The sequence below is a fragment of the Paenibacillus ginsengihumi DSM 21568 genome, assembly GCF_000380965.1.
GTDB classification, from domain to species: Bacteria; Bacillota; Bacilli; order Paenibacillales; family NBRC-103111; genus Paenibacillus_G; species Paenibacillus_G ginsengihumi.
This window is the reverse complement of sequence record NZ_KB905565.1, coordinates 1-14459: the sequence shown is the minus strand read 5'-3', so window position 1 is coordinate 14459 and position 14459 is coordinate 1. Positions and strand designations below refer to the sequence as shown.

The 14459-nt window shown below is 58.5% G+C and carries 13 protein-coding genes and 1 pseudogene; 6 read left to right on the top strand and 8 right to left on the bottom strand.

Features of this window, described 5'->3' with window-relative positions:
* Nucleotides 1-105: 105 nt before the first annotated feature.
* The 4 genes from F591_RS0111255 to F591_RS27880 all read right to left on the bottom strand — a co-directional run bounded on the left by F591_RS0111255 (nt 106) and on the right by F591_RS27880 (nt 4859).
* Nucleotides 106-735 carry a stalk domain-containing protein gene (locus tag F591_RS0111255; protein ID WP_019534702.1) on the bottom strand — a complete coding sequence of 210 codons (630 nt, stop codon included), beginning with the start codon at nt 733-735 and terminating at the stop codon, nt 106-108.
* An 86-nt stretch (nt 736-821) separates the two neighbouring features.
* Nucleotides 822-1904 (bottom strand): MFS transporter, encoded by a 1083-nt coding sequence (locus F591_RS27885; RefSeq protein ID WP_281166693.1) that lies wholly within the window; start codon nt 1902-1904, stop codon nt 822-824.
* A 71-nt stretch (nt 1905-1975) separates the two neighbouring features.
* Complete coding sequence (locus tag F591_RS0111240; RefSeq protein WP_019534699.1) at nt 1976-3415, bottom strand: (Fe-S)-binding protein; 1440 nt, start codon at nt 3413-3415, stop codon at nt 1976-1978.
* The gene (locus F591_RS27880; RefSeq protein WP_019534698.1) at nt 3405-4859 is read right to left on the bottom strand and encodes an FAD-binding oxidoreductase; all 1455 of its coding nucleotides are present in this window, start codon (nt 4857-4859) and stop codon (nt 3405-3407) included. The genes F591_RS0111240 and F591_RS27880 overlap by 11 nt, the downstream gene beginning before the upstream one ends.
* A gap of 423 nt (nt 4860-5282) precedes the next feature.
* Between F591_RS27880 and F591_RS0111230 the strand changes: the two genes are divergently transcribed.
* A complete protein-coding gene (locus F591_RS0111230; protein ID WP_019534697.1) occupies nt 5283-5972 on the top strand; it encodes a FadR/GntR family transcriptional regulator in 690 nt (229 codons plus the stop codon).
* Here the strand turns inward: F591_RS0111230 and F591_RS0111225 are convergent.
* Nucleotides 5969-6280 (bottom strand): DUF2325 domain-containing protein, encoded by a 312-nt coding sequence (locus F591_RS0111225; RefSeq protein ID WP_019534696.1) that lies wholly within the window; start codon nt 6278-6280, stop codon nt 5969-5971. The two genes, F591_RS0111230 and F591_RS0111225, sit on opposite strands and share 4 nt — an antisense overlap.
* Nucleotides 6281-6742: 462 nt before the next feature.
* Here F591_RS0111225 and F591_RS0111220 point away from each other — a divergent pair, with 462 nt between their 5' ends.
* Nucleotides 6743-7522, top strand: a complete 780-nt coding sequence (locus F591_RS0111220; protein WP_019534695.1) for a helix-turn-helix transcriptional regulator — start codon at nt 6743-6745, stop codon at nt 7520-7522.
* Between the two features lie 104 nt (nt 7523-7626).
* On the opposite strand, the gene F591_RS0111215 is transcribed toward F591_RS0111220, so the two are convergent.
* Both F591_RS0111215 and F591_RS0111210 read right to left on the bottom strand, forming a co-directional pair.
* Nucleotides 7627-8649: a Gfo/Idh/MocA family protein gene (locus F591_RS0111215; protein WP_019534694.1), complete on the bottom strand. Its 1023-nt coding sequence runs from the start codon at nt 8647-8649 to the stop codon at nt 7627-7629.
* A 45-nt stretch (nt 8650-8694) separates the two neighbouring features.
* The gene (locus F591_RS0111210) at nt 8695-9468 is read right to left on the bottom strand and encodes a sugar phosphate isomerase/epimerase family protein (protein ID WP_019534693.1); all 774 of its coding nucleotides are present in this window, start codon (nt 9466-9468) and stop codon (nt 8695-8697) included.
* Nucleotides 9469-9632: 164 nt separating this feature from the next.
* Between F591_RS0111210 and F591_RS0111205 the strand changes: the two genes are divergently transcribed.
* The 3 genes from F591_RS0111205 to F591_RS0111195 all read left to right on the top strand — a co-directional run bounded on the left by F591_RS0111205 (nt 9633) and on the right by F591_RS0111195 (nt 12821).
* On the top strand, nt 9633-10427 hold the full coding sequence (locus tag F591_RS0111205; protein WP_019534692.1) for a helix-turn-helix domain-containing protein: 795 nt from the start codon (nt 9633-9635) through the stop codon (nt 10425-10427).
* Nucleotides 10428-10875: 448 nt separating this feature from the next.
* Entirely contained in the window at nt 10876-11715 is an 840-nt protein-coding gene (locus F591_RS0111200) for a helix-turn-helix transcriptional regulator (RefSeq protein WP_425414355.1), read from the top strand.
* A gap of 101 nt (nt 11716-11816) precedes the next feature.
* On the top strand, nt 11817-12821 hold the full coding sequence (locus F591_RS0111195) for an ABC transporter substrate-binding protein (RefSeq protein ID WP_026326538.1): 1005 nt from the start codon (nt 11817-11819) through the stop codon (nt 12819-12821).
* 137 nt (nt 12822-12958) lie between these two features.
* Here F591_RS0111195 and F591_RS0111190 read toward each other — a convergent pair whose 3' ends face one another.
* A complete protein-coding gene (locus F591_RS0111190; RefSeq protein ID WP_019534689.1) occupies nt 12959-13876 on the bottom strand; it encodes an aldo/keto reductase in 918 nt (305 codons plus the stop codon).
* A gap of 305 nt (nt 13877-14181) precedes the next feature.
* Between F591_RS0111190 and F591_RS27870 the strand changes: the two are divergent.
* A pseudogene (locus tag F591_RS27870) lies at nt 14182-14459 on the top strand (IS1380 family transposase); the annotation flags it as partial.

The following is a 14459-nucleotide window of genomic DNA, read 5'->3' as shown; positions in this document are numbered from 1 at the left end:
GGCAAAGGGGGCAGCTGCCGCTCTTTCCCGTGCTCCCGTGGATCGCTATCAAACAAAATCCCTCGGACAAAGGCCACGCCGATTGTGCCGAGGGATTTTTTTATTTTATTCTTGCAGCACGCCGCCGGTCGATCCGTCAGGATATACAATGTATGAGAAAATGCGCTTCTCCCCGTTTTGCTCTGCCGTATACCAGAAGTCGTATCGCTCCAGCTGCCCGGAGGCGTTCCAGGTCAGAAACAGCTGCGCGGCCAGGTCGCCCTTCTTCAGGCCTTCCGTGTCTGTGCTCAGCCCGCCGTGCTGATACCCCTGCTTCGCCCCGACGTCGTAGCGCCACACCTGCTGCGAGGCGGGCTCGATGCGGGTCACGAAGGAGGGGTCGCCGAACCAGCGCTTCACGTCCTTGGATTCCATGCCCCGTTCCAGACGGTATTTGACCAGCCAACGGGTAAGCTTGGATTCGTCGGTCGTCTCGGGCTGCTTCACGATCGACACTTTGCGGGCCTGCGGGTCGTAGGAAGCGCCAGCGCCCAAATTTTCCGCGACAAACCGGATGGGAACATACGTATTCCCTTCATAGTTCAACACCTGATACCGCGCATCCAGCTCCTGCGCCTTGCCGTCAAATTCGAATGTTACGGGAAACAGCACCGCGCGAACTTCATCCGAGGCCGCCGCCGCGGTCGATATAGCAAGGCCGATGCCGCACAGCAGACCGAGCATAAATTTTTTCAAAGCCGATACCTCCCCAAATCTAGCAGTTCCGTCTTCCAGCCTATTATACCGCAAAGAGAGGGATGGCGCTCGTTTCGTCAAGTTCCTTATCTCGCCGAATGGAATTCGGCCGGGACGGCGATCATTCCTGCCCAAAAGCATAATCCCGCCAAACCGTAGGCAACAGGCAAAGAGAGCGACTGCTTCAAGACGCCGGACAAGCTCATGGCAAGCAGCATCGAGCCCGTCATGAGCGGCGTGCGAATGCCGGTGACCCGGCCGATGTAAGCTTCTCCGGCATGCTTCATGACCAAGCCTTGGTTGCCGATGAAGATGGCCGGCTGGAACAGCGCCAACATAAATTGGGCGGCCATTGTCAGCCACAGCTCAGCCGATAATCCCGTCAAGACGATGCCTGCCCCGTTGACAAAAAGTCCCGCCAAGAGCTGGCGTCGGGGAGACACCTTGGCGGCCAGCATAAATGCTGCCAGCCCACCGATGATTTCCCCCGCTCCGTAAGGAACGGCGAGCCACGGCAGGTGCAGAGGGGACAAACCCAGCCTTTCGGTCGCGACAAACACCGTCAGCGGCGTAATAAGGCCCACCCCGAGCCCTGCTAGCGCGAAGCATACGTTGAGCTTGAGCAGTTCCTTGACTCGCAGCACATAACGGATTCCGTCCGCCATGTCGCGCAGCAGCGCCGCCCGGGGCTCCTCTGCCTGCACCCGGTCTGAGGGCAGACGCAGCAGCGCCAGAGCAGACAGAACAAAGGCGGCCCCGGTCATCCACAGCGCGGGGACGATCCCCCATTGCCGGTACACCAGCGTGCCGAGCGGCGGGCCGGCCACCATAAAGACAGAAATCAGCGTCTGCAGCAGCGCCATGCAGGTCGGCGCGTCCTCGTCCCGCACATGCAGCTTGAACAGCTTCATTCCGGATGGCTGGGCAAATTGCGAGACGATGGAAGAGCATAGTGTGGCAACAAAGATCGCCGGCCATGCCCCGCACTCCACCAGCGCCAAGACGGCAAAGACGGACAGCGCGCTTAACACCTCGCAACAGACGATCGTCCGCTTGGGGCGCCAACGATCGGCAAAGGCGCCGCCGATGAAGGCAAAAATGAACATGGGGACGTATTCGGCGACGGAGATCATGGTGACGGCGAAAACATTCTTATCCGGCGAGAAGATGAATCAGCGGATTCAACGCCCCTCGTATGACGATCATATCGATATCGCTCCACCCGATCACGTACATGCTGTTATGAACGGCCGCTACCGGACCGTACAGCATCCCTTCTCCCCTGCTCCGCCTCATTCTCCTGCAGCGAACGCGCCAAAAAGTCGACGAGATGCAGCGCCTCCATCTGCTGCGTCAGACCGGCCCGGGCGATGCCCCACTTCATCTGTAACAGGCAGCCGGGGTTGGCGGTCAAAACCACGTTCGCCCGCGTCCGTTCCACGTGCTCCATCTTCCGGTCGAGCACGCGGGAAGACATGTCCGGCTGCGTCAGGTTGTAAATGCCCGCCGAGCCGCAGCAGCGGTCCGCCTCCTGCAGCTCGCGCAGCCGGACGCCCGGCACGGAAGCGATCATCCGCCGCGGCGGCGACTGGACGCGCATCACGTTGCGCAGGTGGCAGGAGTCCTGATACGTGACGGTCACCTGCTCCCCGTCCGCGCGCAATGGCTTCAGCGGCAGCGGCCGCCCTTCCGCGAGCAGCTCGGTCACGTCGCGCACGCCGGCGGCGAACCGGCGGGCGGGCTCAGCCAGCTGCGGATCGCCATGAAGGAGATGGTCGTACTCCTTCAAGCTGGCTCCGCAGCCCCCCGCGTTGCTCGCGACGCAGTCCACGCCGGCGGCCGCGAAAGCGGCCACGTTGCGCGCAGCCAGCCGGCGCGCGCTCGCCTTCTCTCCGGCATGGGCGTGCAGCGCGCCGCAGCACGTCTGCGCCGCCGGAATGACGACCTCGTAGCCGGCCAGGCGCAGCAGCTTGATCGTGTGCACGTTCGTCTCCGTGAACAGCGCATCCATGATGCAGCCGCGGAACAGCCCGACGCGGGCGACCGGCTTCGCGGCGGCGTCCAGGGCGGCGGGAATGACAAGCTGCCGGTCGCCGCCCGACACCGCCTCCCAGCGCGCCGGCAGCCCCAGCCGCTCCCAGCGGCGAATGACGCCGTCGCCGGCGGCGTCCGGGAGCACCGCCTCCATCTCGCGCATATGCTGCGGGAAAAGGCCGAGGATGCCGAGCCGCCGGGCCAGCGTCCGCAGGCCGCTGCGCTGGTACAGCCGCAGCAGGCCGCCGAGCAGGCGCATCCGGCCGTGGTGCGGGAACAGCCCCTCCAGCGCCAGACGGCGCAGCAGCTTGACCGGCCGCGAGTATGGCTGCTCGCTGGCGATCGCCTCCCGGGCCTGCTCGATCAGCTGTCCGTATTTGACATCGGACGGGCAGGCAGGCTCACAGGCGCGGCAGCCGAGGCACAGGTCCATCTGCTGCCGGAACGCCGCATCCGGCTCCAGCATGCCGTCGGCCGCCGCCTTCATCAGCGCGATGCGCCCGCGCGGCGATGCCGCTTCGAGCCCCGTCTCCTCGAAGGTCGGACAGGACGTCTGGCAGAAGCCACAGCGCATGCAGTTGGTGAGCTGATCCGCATCCAGCGTCAGCTTGAGCTTCTCGCTGAGCGATTTGGCGCTAGTCGTCATGGCGCGTTCCCTCCCGCTTGGCGTCGCCGGCTTCTCCCGCGCTCCAGACGATGCGCCTTCGCGTCTCGGCGAACAGCTTGCCCGGGTTCAGCAGATTGTCGGGATCGAAGGCGGCTTTGAGACGCTTCATCAGGTCGATGCCCGCGGCCCCGACCTTCCACTCCAAATAAGGCGCCTTCACGCGGCCGACTCCGTGCTCGCCGGTAATCGTGCCCCCCATCCGCAGGGCGGCGTCGAAAATTTCCTCGAACGCCAGCTCGACGCGGTGAATTTCGTCCGCATCCCGCGCGTCGGTCATTGCCGTCGGATGCAGATTGCCGTCTCCCGCATGGCCGAATGTGCAGATCCTCACGTTGTGCTTGGCGGCGATGCGCTGAATTTCGAGCACCATATCGGCGATTTTCGAACGGGGAACCGTCGCGTCCTCCAATATCGTTGTCGGCCGCAGCCGCGAGAGCGCCGCCAGCGCCGAGCGCCGGGCTTCCATCACCTTGGCTCCTTCCTCCGGCGATTCGGCCACCTTGACCTGGATCGCCCCTTCGGCCGCGCAAAGCTGCTCGATCTGCCGCAAATCCCGCTCCACCTGCGCTTCCTCGCCGTCCTGCTCGATCGCCAGCACCGCCTGCGCCTCGACCGGCAGCCCGATACGCGCGAACGATTCGACGACCTGGATGGTGGGCTGGTCCATAAATTCCAGCGTACAGGGGGTGATCCGGTTCGCGACGATGCGCGATACCGTCCGCGCCGCCGCGTGGAGATCGCTGTAGACGGCCAGCATCGCCCGGCGATAGACGGGCTTCGGAATCAGCTTGACCGTCGCTTCAGTCAAGATCGCCAGCGTCCCTCCCGAGCCGACGAGCAGCCGGGTCAAGTCGTAGCCGGCGACGTCCTTCACCAGCTTGCCCCCCGTGCGAATCACTTCGCCGCTGGCGAGCACCGCTTCGAGACCGATCACGTAATCCTTGGTCGTGCCGTACTTCAGCCCGCGCAGCCCGCCCGCGCCAAGGGCGATATTGCCGCCCATCGTGCAGATGATCATGCTGCTCGGGTCCGGCGGATAGAACAAACCGGTTTCCTCGACCGCTGTATGAAAACGCTTCGTATTCAAGCCTGTCTGAAAGGTCGCCGTCAAATTGTCCTCGTCGATTTCGAGCAGCCGGTTCATTCGCGTCATAACCATGACCAGCCCCCCATGCAGCGGCACGACGCCGGCGCACAGGTTGCTGCCTGCCCCGCGGGAGACGACGGGAATCCGGTGCCTGGCGCACACCTTCATAACGGCCGCCGCCTCCTCCGTCGAAGCGGGAAAAACGACGCCGTCCGGCATCGACTGATACAAAGGTGTCGCGTCGTAGCTGTAGGCGATGAGCGATTCCGCATCGTCGCGAAACCACGAAGAGCCGACGATCGCTCTGAGTTCATTGCAAATGGATGCAGCGAGCATGAGAATACAGCCTCCCATGAGACAACTTTTTTGGCATATGCGATATAATTGTTCAGGTCATCTGATGACTTTAAGTGAACAATCCCATTATAGAAGCCGCTATTTTCCGGTGTCAATCGTTTTCAGCAAAATTGCTCCGCAGGCGCTGTGGAGGCCCCGGGCGACCGCGCGGCAAGCGCTTCGGCAGCGTCAGCGCGCTCTTCTGCTGCGCCGCCCGTTGGATGCGATGAGGGTAGAGCTTCAGCGCGATTCTAACGTGGTAATATTCGGCGAGGCCACGCGGAATGTTCAATACCGCAGGCGGCGAGCGGTGACGCAAGGGACTCGTTCGTCATAGGCGTCTATGATAAAATAAAGAGACTTACATCCGGCTAATGCGCTAGCCAGGAATCAGTTACGCAGGAAAGCGAAGTGACCGCTTCAGTGATACGCAAAGCATACGAATTCGCGGCCGAGGCGCTGCGGGAAAGAATCGTTCGCGGGGAATGGCCCGTCGGCACGCGGCTGCCGTCGGTCGAACAGCTCGCCAAGACGCTGGGCGTCGGACGCTCGACCGTGCGGGAAGCGCTCACGGTGCTTAGAACGGAAGGGTGGGTCGACGTACGGCACGGCGGCGGCACCTTCGTGCTGAGCAATAGCGGCAGCGCCCGGCTGGAAGCGCCGCCGATCGTGAATATGCCGCAGCTGCTGGAATGGCTGGAGCTTAGATGCATCCTGGAACCGGAGAGCGCCGCGCTCGCGGCAGAAAGACGAAGCGGGGAGCGGCTGGCGGAGCTGGAGGCGATTCTCGGCGAAATGATGAACGAGACGGAGGAAGAAACGCTGGAGCGCAGCGACATCCGCTTCCATGCGGCCGTTGCCCGCGCGGCCGGCAATGCGCTGCTGGCCCGTACGCTGGAGACGCTGCTAAAGTCGATCGGGCCCGTCATGCGCGAGAGCCGGAAGCTGTGGCTGTTCGCCGAGCAGAGCGAGGCCGCCCGGCTTACAGCAGAGCACCGGTCGATCGTCGAGGCGATAAAGAAAGGAGACCCGCCGCTGGCAAAACAGCGGATGGCCTCCCATTTGCAGAAGGTCGAACAAACGCTCCGGGAGCTAAAGACGAGCGGCAGTTAATGTCTCTGCTGCTCCAGCGGGCATTCCCGCTCACACGAGCACAGCGCTTTTTGCACTGAGCACCAGGAGCGCTTGGCATAATAAATCGGCAGCGATTGCTCCTTGGCTTTTTGCCGAATCGCTTTGGATAAGTTGTGGTTCACATAGTCGGTCAGCACCAGCACGGCATCGACATGCTCGGGAATGCCCTTCTTGACCGCCTGGCACTTGCGTCCGGACACATGCAGCACCTCGCGGTAGCCAAGCGTCATAAGCTGCTCCGGCATGTTGCCGAGATGATCGGCGCCGACAATCAGTATCGAAGACACGGGCGAACACCTCCGTTAGGATTCAAACACATGGCATCCGGCAGTACAGCCAGGCGCGGGAAGCGGCTATTGGCGAAATCTTGCAACAAACTCTTCGCGTCGATCGTCCGGATGCGACGCTATTTGCCGTCCCGGTATGTATACATCCATTTGCAGGTTGCGCAAACTTTCCCTCTTCCAGCTGATCGCTGCCAGGGATACAAGTTTATGATAACGATTATCATTGTCGTCTATTCCAAATGATAATGTTTCTCATTCTCATTGTCAAGAGTAAGCTTCTGCCACACTTTTACGCCTCCCGCGAGGGAAAGTACGGTTATATTTTGTGCGATGCCCGCAGGCTTTCTCCGTCTAAGGACAGCGCTTACGAAAATCTCTTTCCTTCCCCCAGGCCAAATGGTACTATGAAATCAACGCCTGCCGCTGTTTCCGGATGCATTCATCCATGGAGGTAGAGTCTCAATGAATATCGAGCAATACGAGCGGTTAATTCCCCGCGTGAATTATTTTGTGGACCGTCGCTGCTTTCCCGATTGGGAGATTATTAAGCACAAGATTAATTTTCACGACCTCACCTTTGTCATCGAGGGCCGCTCTCATTATTATGTGAACGGCGAGCGGTATTTGGCGGAAGCCGGCGACGTTATTTACATTCCCGAGGGAGCCGTGCGGGAAGCGCAGACAGTCAAAGAAGCTCCCATGCATTCCTATGCGTTCAACTTTTATTGGGAAGAGCCGAGCAATCATATTCACCTTCCGTTCAACACAGTCAGCAAGCATATGATGACCAACGAAATTTTGAGCTATATCAAGGAATTCACGTATGTATGGATGAGCAAGCAGCCGGGATACGTCATGCACGCCCGCGGACTGTTTCAATTGATCATTCACCGGCTGCTTGCCTTGTACTTTCGCCAGTCGTCTCCGCAAGGCGACTCGCGCATCGACAAGATCAAGGCATATATTGTCGAGCATTATTCAGAGGATCTGGATATGGCCGAAATCGCCAAAATGGTCCATCTCCACCCGGTCTACCTCGGCAAGCTGTTCAAGCAGCATACGAACTATACGTTCAAGGAATTCGTCAACCGAATTCGCATCAACAATGCGGAGATGATGCTGTCCACCGGGGGCTTCACGGTGACGGAGGTTGCGGAACGCTGCGGCTTCAACGATATTTCCTATTTCAGCAACGTGTTCAAATCGATCAAAGGCTATCCTCCCTCGACCGTCGTCAAATAATCCGGCGGCTTCAGCAATTCAGCAATAATATGATGTACAAAAAAACACCTCTCCCTCAGGTGATCGCTCATTGAGGCGAGAGATGTTTTCGCGCTTGGAACGAATTAGTTCAGCTTGATGCTGCGGCCGGTGCTCTGCGACTCGAATGCCGCCAGAATCACGTTCAACGAGCGACGCCCTTCTTCGCCCGTAATGAGCGGAGGCGTCTTCGTCACGATGCTTTCCACGAAAGCGTCGATGACGCCGCTGAAGGTCTGCTTCTCGTTGGTCGCCATGGCGCCGACCTTGTATTTCTCCACGGTGCCGTTGCGCAGTTCGACGATGACCTGATCATCCGGGTCGGTGCCGATATACATGACGCCGTTCTCGCACCACAGCACCGTGCTGTTGTCCCCGCCCTTGTACTGCGTCCAGCTGGCGACCAGCGTGCCGATCGCGCCGCTCTTCATGCGCAGCACGCAGGCGGCGTTGTCGTCCACATCCGTGCCTTCCTTATGCAGCGTGCCGATAAACGAGGCCACCTCGGCCACCTCATCGCTGAGCAGCCAGCGGATCAGGTCCGACTTGTGCACGCCCAGATCGCCCATCGCCCCCATAATCGCTTCCGGCTTGCGGAAGAACCAGCTCTCGCGCTTGTCGATGCTCCAGCCTTCCGGGCCGGCATGGCCGAAGGAGGTGCGGAACGTCAGCACTTTGCCGAGGCGGCCGCTCTCCAAAATTTCCTTGGCCTTCTGGTGCGGCGGCATATAGCGCTGGTTGTGGCCGACCATCAGATATACACCGTTATTGCGGGCCGCTTCGATCATCGCCGCCGCTTCCTCGTCGGTCGTCGCCATCGGCTTCTCGACGAGCACGTGCGCGCCTGCATTGGCCGCGTCGATAGACACCTGGGCGTGCAAATAGTTCGGCGTGCAGACGCTGACCGCATCCGGCTTCACTTCGCTCAGCATTTGCTTGTAATCGGCATACGCCTTGCCGCCGTGCTGCGCCGCATACCCTTCGGCCCGCTCCAGCACGGGATCGACGAAAGCGACCAGCTCGACATGCGGATTGACCGCGTACTCGGGAATATGGCGATGCTTCGATATCGAACCGCAGCCGACGACGGCTACACGAATTTTGCTCATTTGCTTCATCTCCTTTATCTTTGACCGGGTTGATCGTTTAGCGGATTAAACATGAACGAGGTAATGCTTCTTCAGCCATTCGATGCTCGTAGCTACGCTTTGCAGCGGCGGATTTTGGCAGCGGTCCTGCTCGACGATGAGCCACTCTGCCCCCGCGTCCGACGAGGCTTGGATGATCGCCGGCAGATCCAGCTCGCCTTCGCCGAGCTCCAGCGTCACCATGCCGCCGTTTTCGTCCTTGCGGTAATCCTTCAGATGAACGAGCGGCAGCCTTCCGGCATAGCGGTTAATGTACGCCAGCGCATCCTGCCCGGCAAACTGCACCCAGCCCGTATCCATCTCGACGACGACCGATTCCGCCGGCGTCGATCCGTACACTGCATCGAACGCGAATTCGCTGCCGACCTTCACCTCGAACTCGAACGCGTGGTTATGGTAGCCGAACACCAGTCCCTGCTCGCGGCACGCCGCGCCGATCGTCTTGAACTCCTCGATGACGCGCTCCCACGCTTCGCTCGAGCCGCGGTCCTCCTCGCCGAGCCACGGGCAGATGATATATTTCGCTCCGATCGCTTTCAGGTAAGCGATTTCACCTTGCAAATCCTCGCGCAGCTTGGCGATCCCTACATGCGCCCCGATCGCCTTCAGATTCAGCTCCTGGAGCAGACGGCTCAGCTCCTCTGCAGACATGCCGCCGTAGCCGGCAAATTCGACGCCTTCATAGCCCAGTTCAGCTACCTGCCGAAGGGTTCCCTCGAAATCCTGGGCCAGCACATCCCGCAGCGTAAACAACTGCAGACCAATACCCATTCTTCTCATTTCGCTTCGCTCCATTTCGTTTCGCCGAAGGCCCGGCACCTGTCGCCGAAAGCCCCGCGGATTCAATTACATTATAAGGAGACATGCATTATAATGGCTATGAACGATGTGCCTGCAACATGAACTATTTGGCTACAATTTCTGGGCCGGGGGTGCGTTGGCGGATGCATACGGAGATCACCATGTGCAGCTATTCTTATCATAACGAGCCTTTTTACACGGGATACAGCGAGGGAGTGCCGACTTACTTATTTCGCTTGCAGACGGAAGGAATGAGCCGGGCGCTCATCGGCGGCGTCATGACCGAGGTGCGCAGCGGCGATCTGCTGCTGTATAAGCCGGGCGACGCGTATCAGCTGGCGATCGAGCCGCATACGAACGAGCTTGGGCAGACGCAGGTGTCCAGCGCCGATTATTTTCTGTTCTGCCGGGGCGGCTTCGTGGACAGCTGGTGGAAGCGAAGCGCGCGGCCGCAAAAGGTGCGGATCGATCCCGACGAGAAGCTGATCTCCTTATGGCGCTACATCATTCTGGAGAAGCGCCGCTTCGAGGAGGAAAACAAGGAGCTGTCGGACTATTTGCTGCGCTCCCTGCTGCTCTCCATCGACCGGGCCATTGAGCAATCCGCGGCGCCGCACGGTCGATCGTTCATGGCAACGCGGATGAAAAACTTCGTCGAGGAGCACGCCTCCTCTCCGTTCAAGCTGGAGGACGTCGCCCGCCATGTCGGCCTCAGCGTCTCCCGGGCCGGACATCTGTTCAAGGAATGCTTCGGCAAAAGCGTCATGCAGTACGCCCAGGAGCTGCGGCTCGCCATTGCGGTGGAACGGATGAAATACAGCCAGATGACGCTCGAGCAGATTGCCGAGACGACCGGCTTCGGCAGCTATTCCTACTTCCACCGCGTGTTCCGCGACAAATACGGCGTCACGCCGTCCGTATACCGGGAACGGCAGTAGCCGGCTTGCCCGGCGGCCGGCGGCTGTGAGCGTGCTTGACGGGGCGGCTCATTTCATGAGTCCTGCGCTTTTCACAGTCAAGTATGGCCTGGATGAGCGGAGCGTGCGTAAACTAACTATCCCTCAACACGTAAGAAGCCTGCACTCCGGCGGCAATCGCTCGGTCGATCATGACAGGGATCACTCCAGAGGCAGGCAGCAGAGCTTCCAGCCGCCGCTTGGAGCCGGATGTGCGTTTATCGATCCCCTAGCACAATAGTTGAAACTCGCGAAGACGGTCAAGCCCTGGAGAGCGAAGCGCGCTAGAAAAAATACCCCTAATGATATTGATAATCAATATCATTAGGGGTATGATTGTTAATGTGCTTATTGGCCGCATTCATTGCGGCAACGATCTTTGCTCTGGCTTAGACGGAAGTGAAGGAGGTGTTCGAAGATAGACATCGACATCAACAAGCTTGCGGAGCATTTTGCGCATGCCTCTTTCCGAGTGGAACAAGTATGCCGGTACGTACGGGAACCGGGAATGCGCTGCGACGGCTATACCGAACCTTTTCCCGGCTTTGTCTTTCCGCTAAGAGGAAAGGCGGAATTCATTTTTAACGGTACGTCCTATACCCTCGCTCCGGGACAGGTAGCGCACGGCGGAGCGCACATGCCGCTTAATCGCAAGGTCGTCGGCGATGCCAGATGGGAGTATCTGCTTGTGCTGTATCGCTTCTGCACTCCCGAGCCGGCGGGCTTGTGCCTGAGCCAAGCGCATTTCCAACTGACGCCGGGAGCGAGTCCCCGCCTGACGGAACTGCTTGAGCAGCTGTGGCGGCTGTCCCGTCAGCCGGGCGGGATTCGCGCCTTTCAGACGGAGACGCTGTTTCGGTGCGTGCTGGAGGAGCTGTTCATCCGCGTCCGCAATCAGAGTAGCGGCAGCGAGCAAGCGTTATTCGAACAAATATCGAATGATATCCACGAGCACTATATGGACGCGCTGACCGTGCGTGCTTTGGCAGAACAACATGGCATGAATGACAACAGGCTGTTCTATCTCTTCAAGAAATACGCCGGTATGGGGCCCGGCAAATACTTGATGACCTATCGTCTGAATCGGGCCAAGGAATGCCTGCTCGCCAGCGACGCGCCGATCAGCGAGGTGGCCGAAAGCGTCGGTTATGCCGATGCACTGTATTTCAACCGGATATTCAAAAAACAGTTCGGCGTCTCCCCCGGCGAATTCCGGGGCAGATTCAGGAATAATCCATATGAATTTCAGGATGGCTCCATTCATCGATAGACAACGTTTTGTTAAACTGACTTTATTCAGGTTAGACGTCGATGACGAACAAATCCTCGTCATCGGTATAACAAAACAGCACACATATCGGAGGAGTCGGAATGAGCAGACTTATGGGACTGACGATCTTGATCGCACTTTGGGGAAGCCTGTTATCGGGATGCGCCGGAGCGCCGGGAGCGGATCGCCATATGCCGCCGAATAGCGCGCCCCCTGCCGCCGGGGCCGGAACTTCCGAAACAGCCGATCGGGATGTGGAGAAATGGCCGAGAACGCATGTTGACGCGCTTGGCCGCGAGGTCGTATTGGAGAAGAAGCCGGACAAGGTAGCCCTTTTGTTTTTCAAGCATTTTGAGCCTTTGTTTTTGCTCGGCGAATCCCCGGTAGCGGCGGCGGATATCAATGTGCTGGACGATTGGGCGTCTTTGGCCCCTTATAAGGATAACGAGATTGCAGACCTCGGTTCGATCACCGGTCCGAGTATCGAAAAATTGCTGGAAATCGATCCGGATGTCATTATCATGTATTCGGGCCGATATGAGAACTACGGTGAAAAACTGGAGAAAATAGCCCCCGTCATTACCGTAGACAGCAATGAAAACGATTGGCAAGGCGTTTTGCGGGAATACGGAACCATCTTCGGCAAAGAGCAGAAGGCTGAAGCGGAGATTGCGCGGATCGAGGCATTGATCGCAGATTCAAGAGAGCGATTGAAGGCATACGCCGACCGGACGTTCGCCGTGATCATGCTGGGGAATAAACAATATTGGGCCTATACGACGCAGTTTATTTTCAACAAGGATAACGGCCTTGGTTTAAACCCGCCGAGCAACTATGCGAATATGGCAACCAAAGGGGAGCAAATTTCTTTAGAAGGGCTGGCAGCGATGAACCCCGACTATATGTTTGTTGCCGATATCGGCGGTTCTGTCGACAATTTGCAGAAGTACCTGAAGGATCTGGAGAGTGATGCGGTATGGAATGCTCTCGACGCTGTCAAGAACGGGCATATATTCGCTCTGGACAGCTCGATTGCCGCTGGCGGGCCACTGGGCATCGAGCTGGGGGTTAGAACGATTCTCGAACATATTGTGTCCGGTAAATAACGGTTTGAGACATGTGCTAACTTCCGTCAAATGCAGACAAGGGGCCACGGCATATTCACATCCTGCTTTATCAGCCCGACCCAAACGAAAAACCCTTCCGTCTAAGGACGAAAGGGTTACATATTGCCACCCGATGCTTACGGAAGCACATTGCCCGCGGCGCGGAAGATGTCGTACCATTCTTCCCGCGTCAGACGGATGTCGCTGGCCCGGCAGCAATCCTTCAGGCGTTCGATATTCATCGTGCCCGTTACCGGCTGCATGTTGGCAGGGTGGCGCAGCAGCCAGGCGATGGCGATCGTCGTGTTGCTGACCTCGTATTTGGCGGCGATCTCGTTGATTTTCCCGTTCAGCTCCGGAAACTCCGGGTTGTCCAGGAAAACGCCTTTGAAAAATCCGTATTGGAACGGCGACCACGGCTGAATCGTGATATCGTTCAAGCGGCAGTAATCCAGCACGTATCCGTCACGGTTCACGGCAGACTCATTCTCCATATTGACGTTAAAACCGCTGGAGATCATCGTGGCATTCGTGATGCTAAGCTGCAGCTGGTTGGCGACGATCGGCTGCTTGACCGCTTTCTTGAGCAGCTGGATTTGCAGCGGATTCTGGTTGGACACGCCGAAATGGCGCACCTTGCCGGACGCCTCCAGCTTGTCGAACGCTTCAGCCACTTCCTCCGGCTCGACCAGCGCATCCGGGCGGTGCAGCAGCAGCACGTCCAGGTAATCGGTTCTCAGCCGCTGCAAAATGCCGTCCACCGATTCAAGAATATGTTCTTTCGAGAAATCGAACATGCCTTTGCGGATGCCGCATTTGGATTGAATGATCATCTGTTCGCGAATCGCCGGGTTCATCTGAATGGCGTCGGCGAACAGCTCCTCGCACTTGCCCCCGCTGTAAATATCGGCGTGATCGAAGAAGTTCGCGCCTTCCTCCATCGCCGTCCGTATGAATCGTTCCGCACCGGCCTTGTCCAGCGAACTCAAACGCATGCAGCCGACGGCAATAACCGGCACATCCAGGGAGCTTGTTCCAAGCTTGATGGTTCTCATGCGATATATCCTCCCGTTCATTCGTGTAATAAGCTCACACGCTCATTGTATCCCAATCCGGCTGTGACTGTTTCTGCTGAAAGATAAGGTCCAACTACTGGCGGGATTGCCTGTCCAGAAGTTGCCGAATATAATGACCGTATCACAGGAAAGGAAAAGGATGCGTCCCATGAAGGTGAGTCTGCTGCAACAGACCCACGGGACGCATCCCCTACCCAACATGGTTATTGTAACAGAGTATGAGCTGGTTGAAAAGATACCCGGCGTTTTCCGTTAGATGTGCAGAATTGGTTCCTTCTCCTTGTGGCTTTGGCGGTGAAGATTTTTACAGCTTGTGGGAGCAGAACAACATCGGCTATGTCGGCAAGCTGAAATGGACAAAGCGGCTGGCCAACGAAGTTAGGGCTTGTCGTTACTGGACGCGCTATGTCGACGAAGAGTGGATCATCGAAGGCATTCGCTTGATCTACCAAGCGACCTCCTGGAACAAGGCGCGTCGTGTAGCGATCATCCGTAAGGCGCAAGTGTTCGAGGATGGCCAAGGCCGCCTCGTATTCGATACGGACTGGCAGTACGAAGCCAT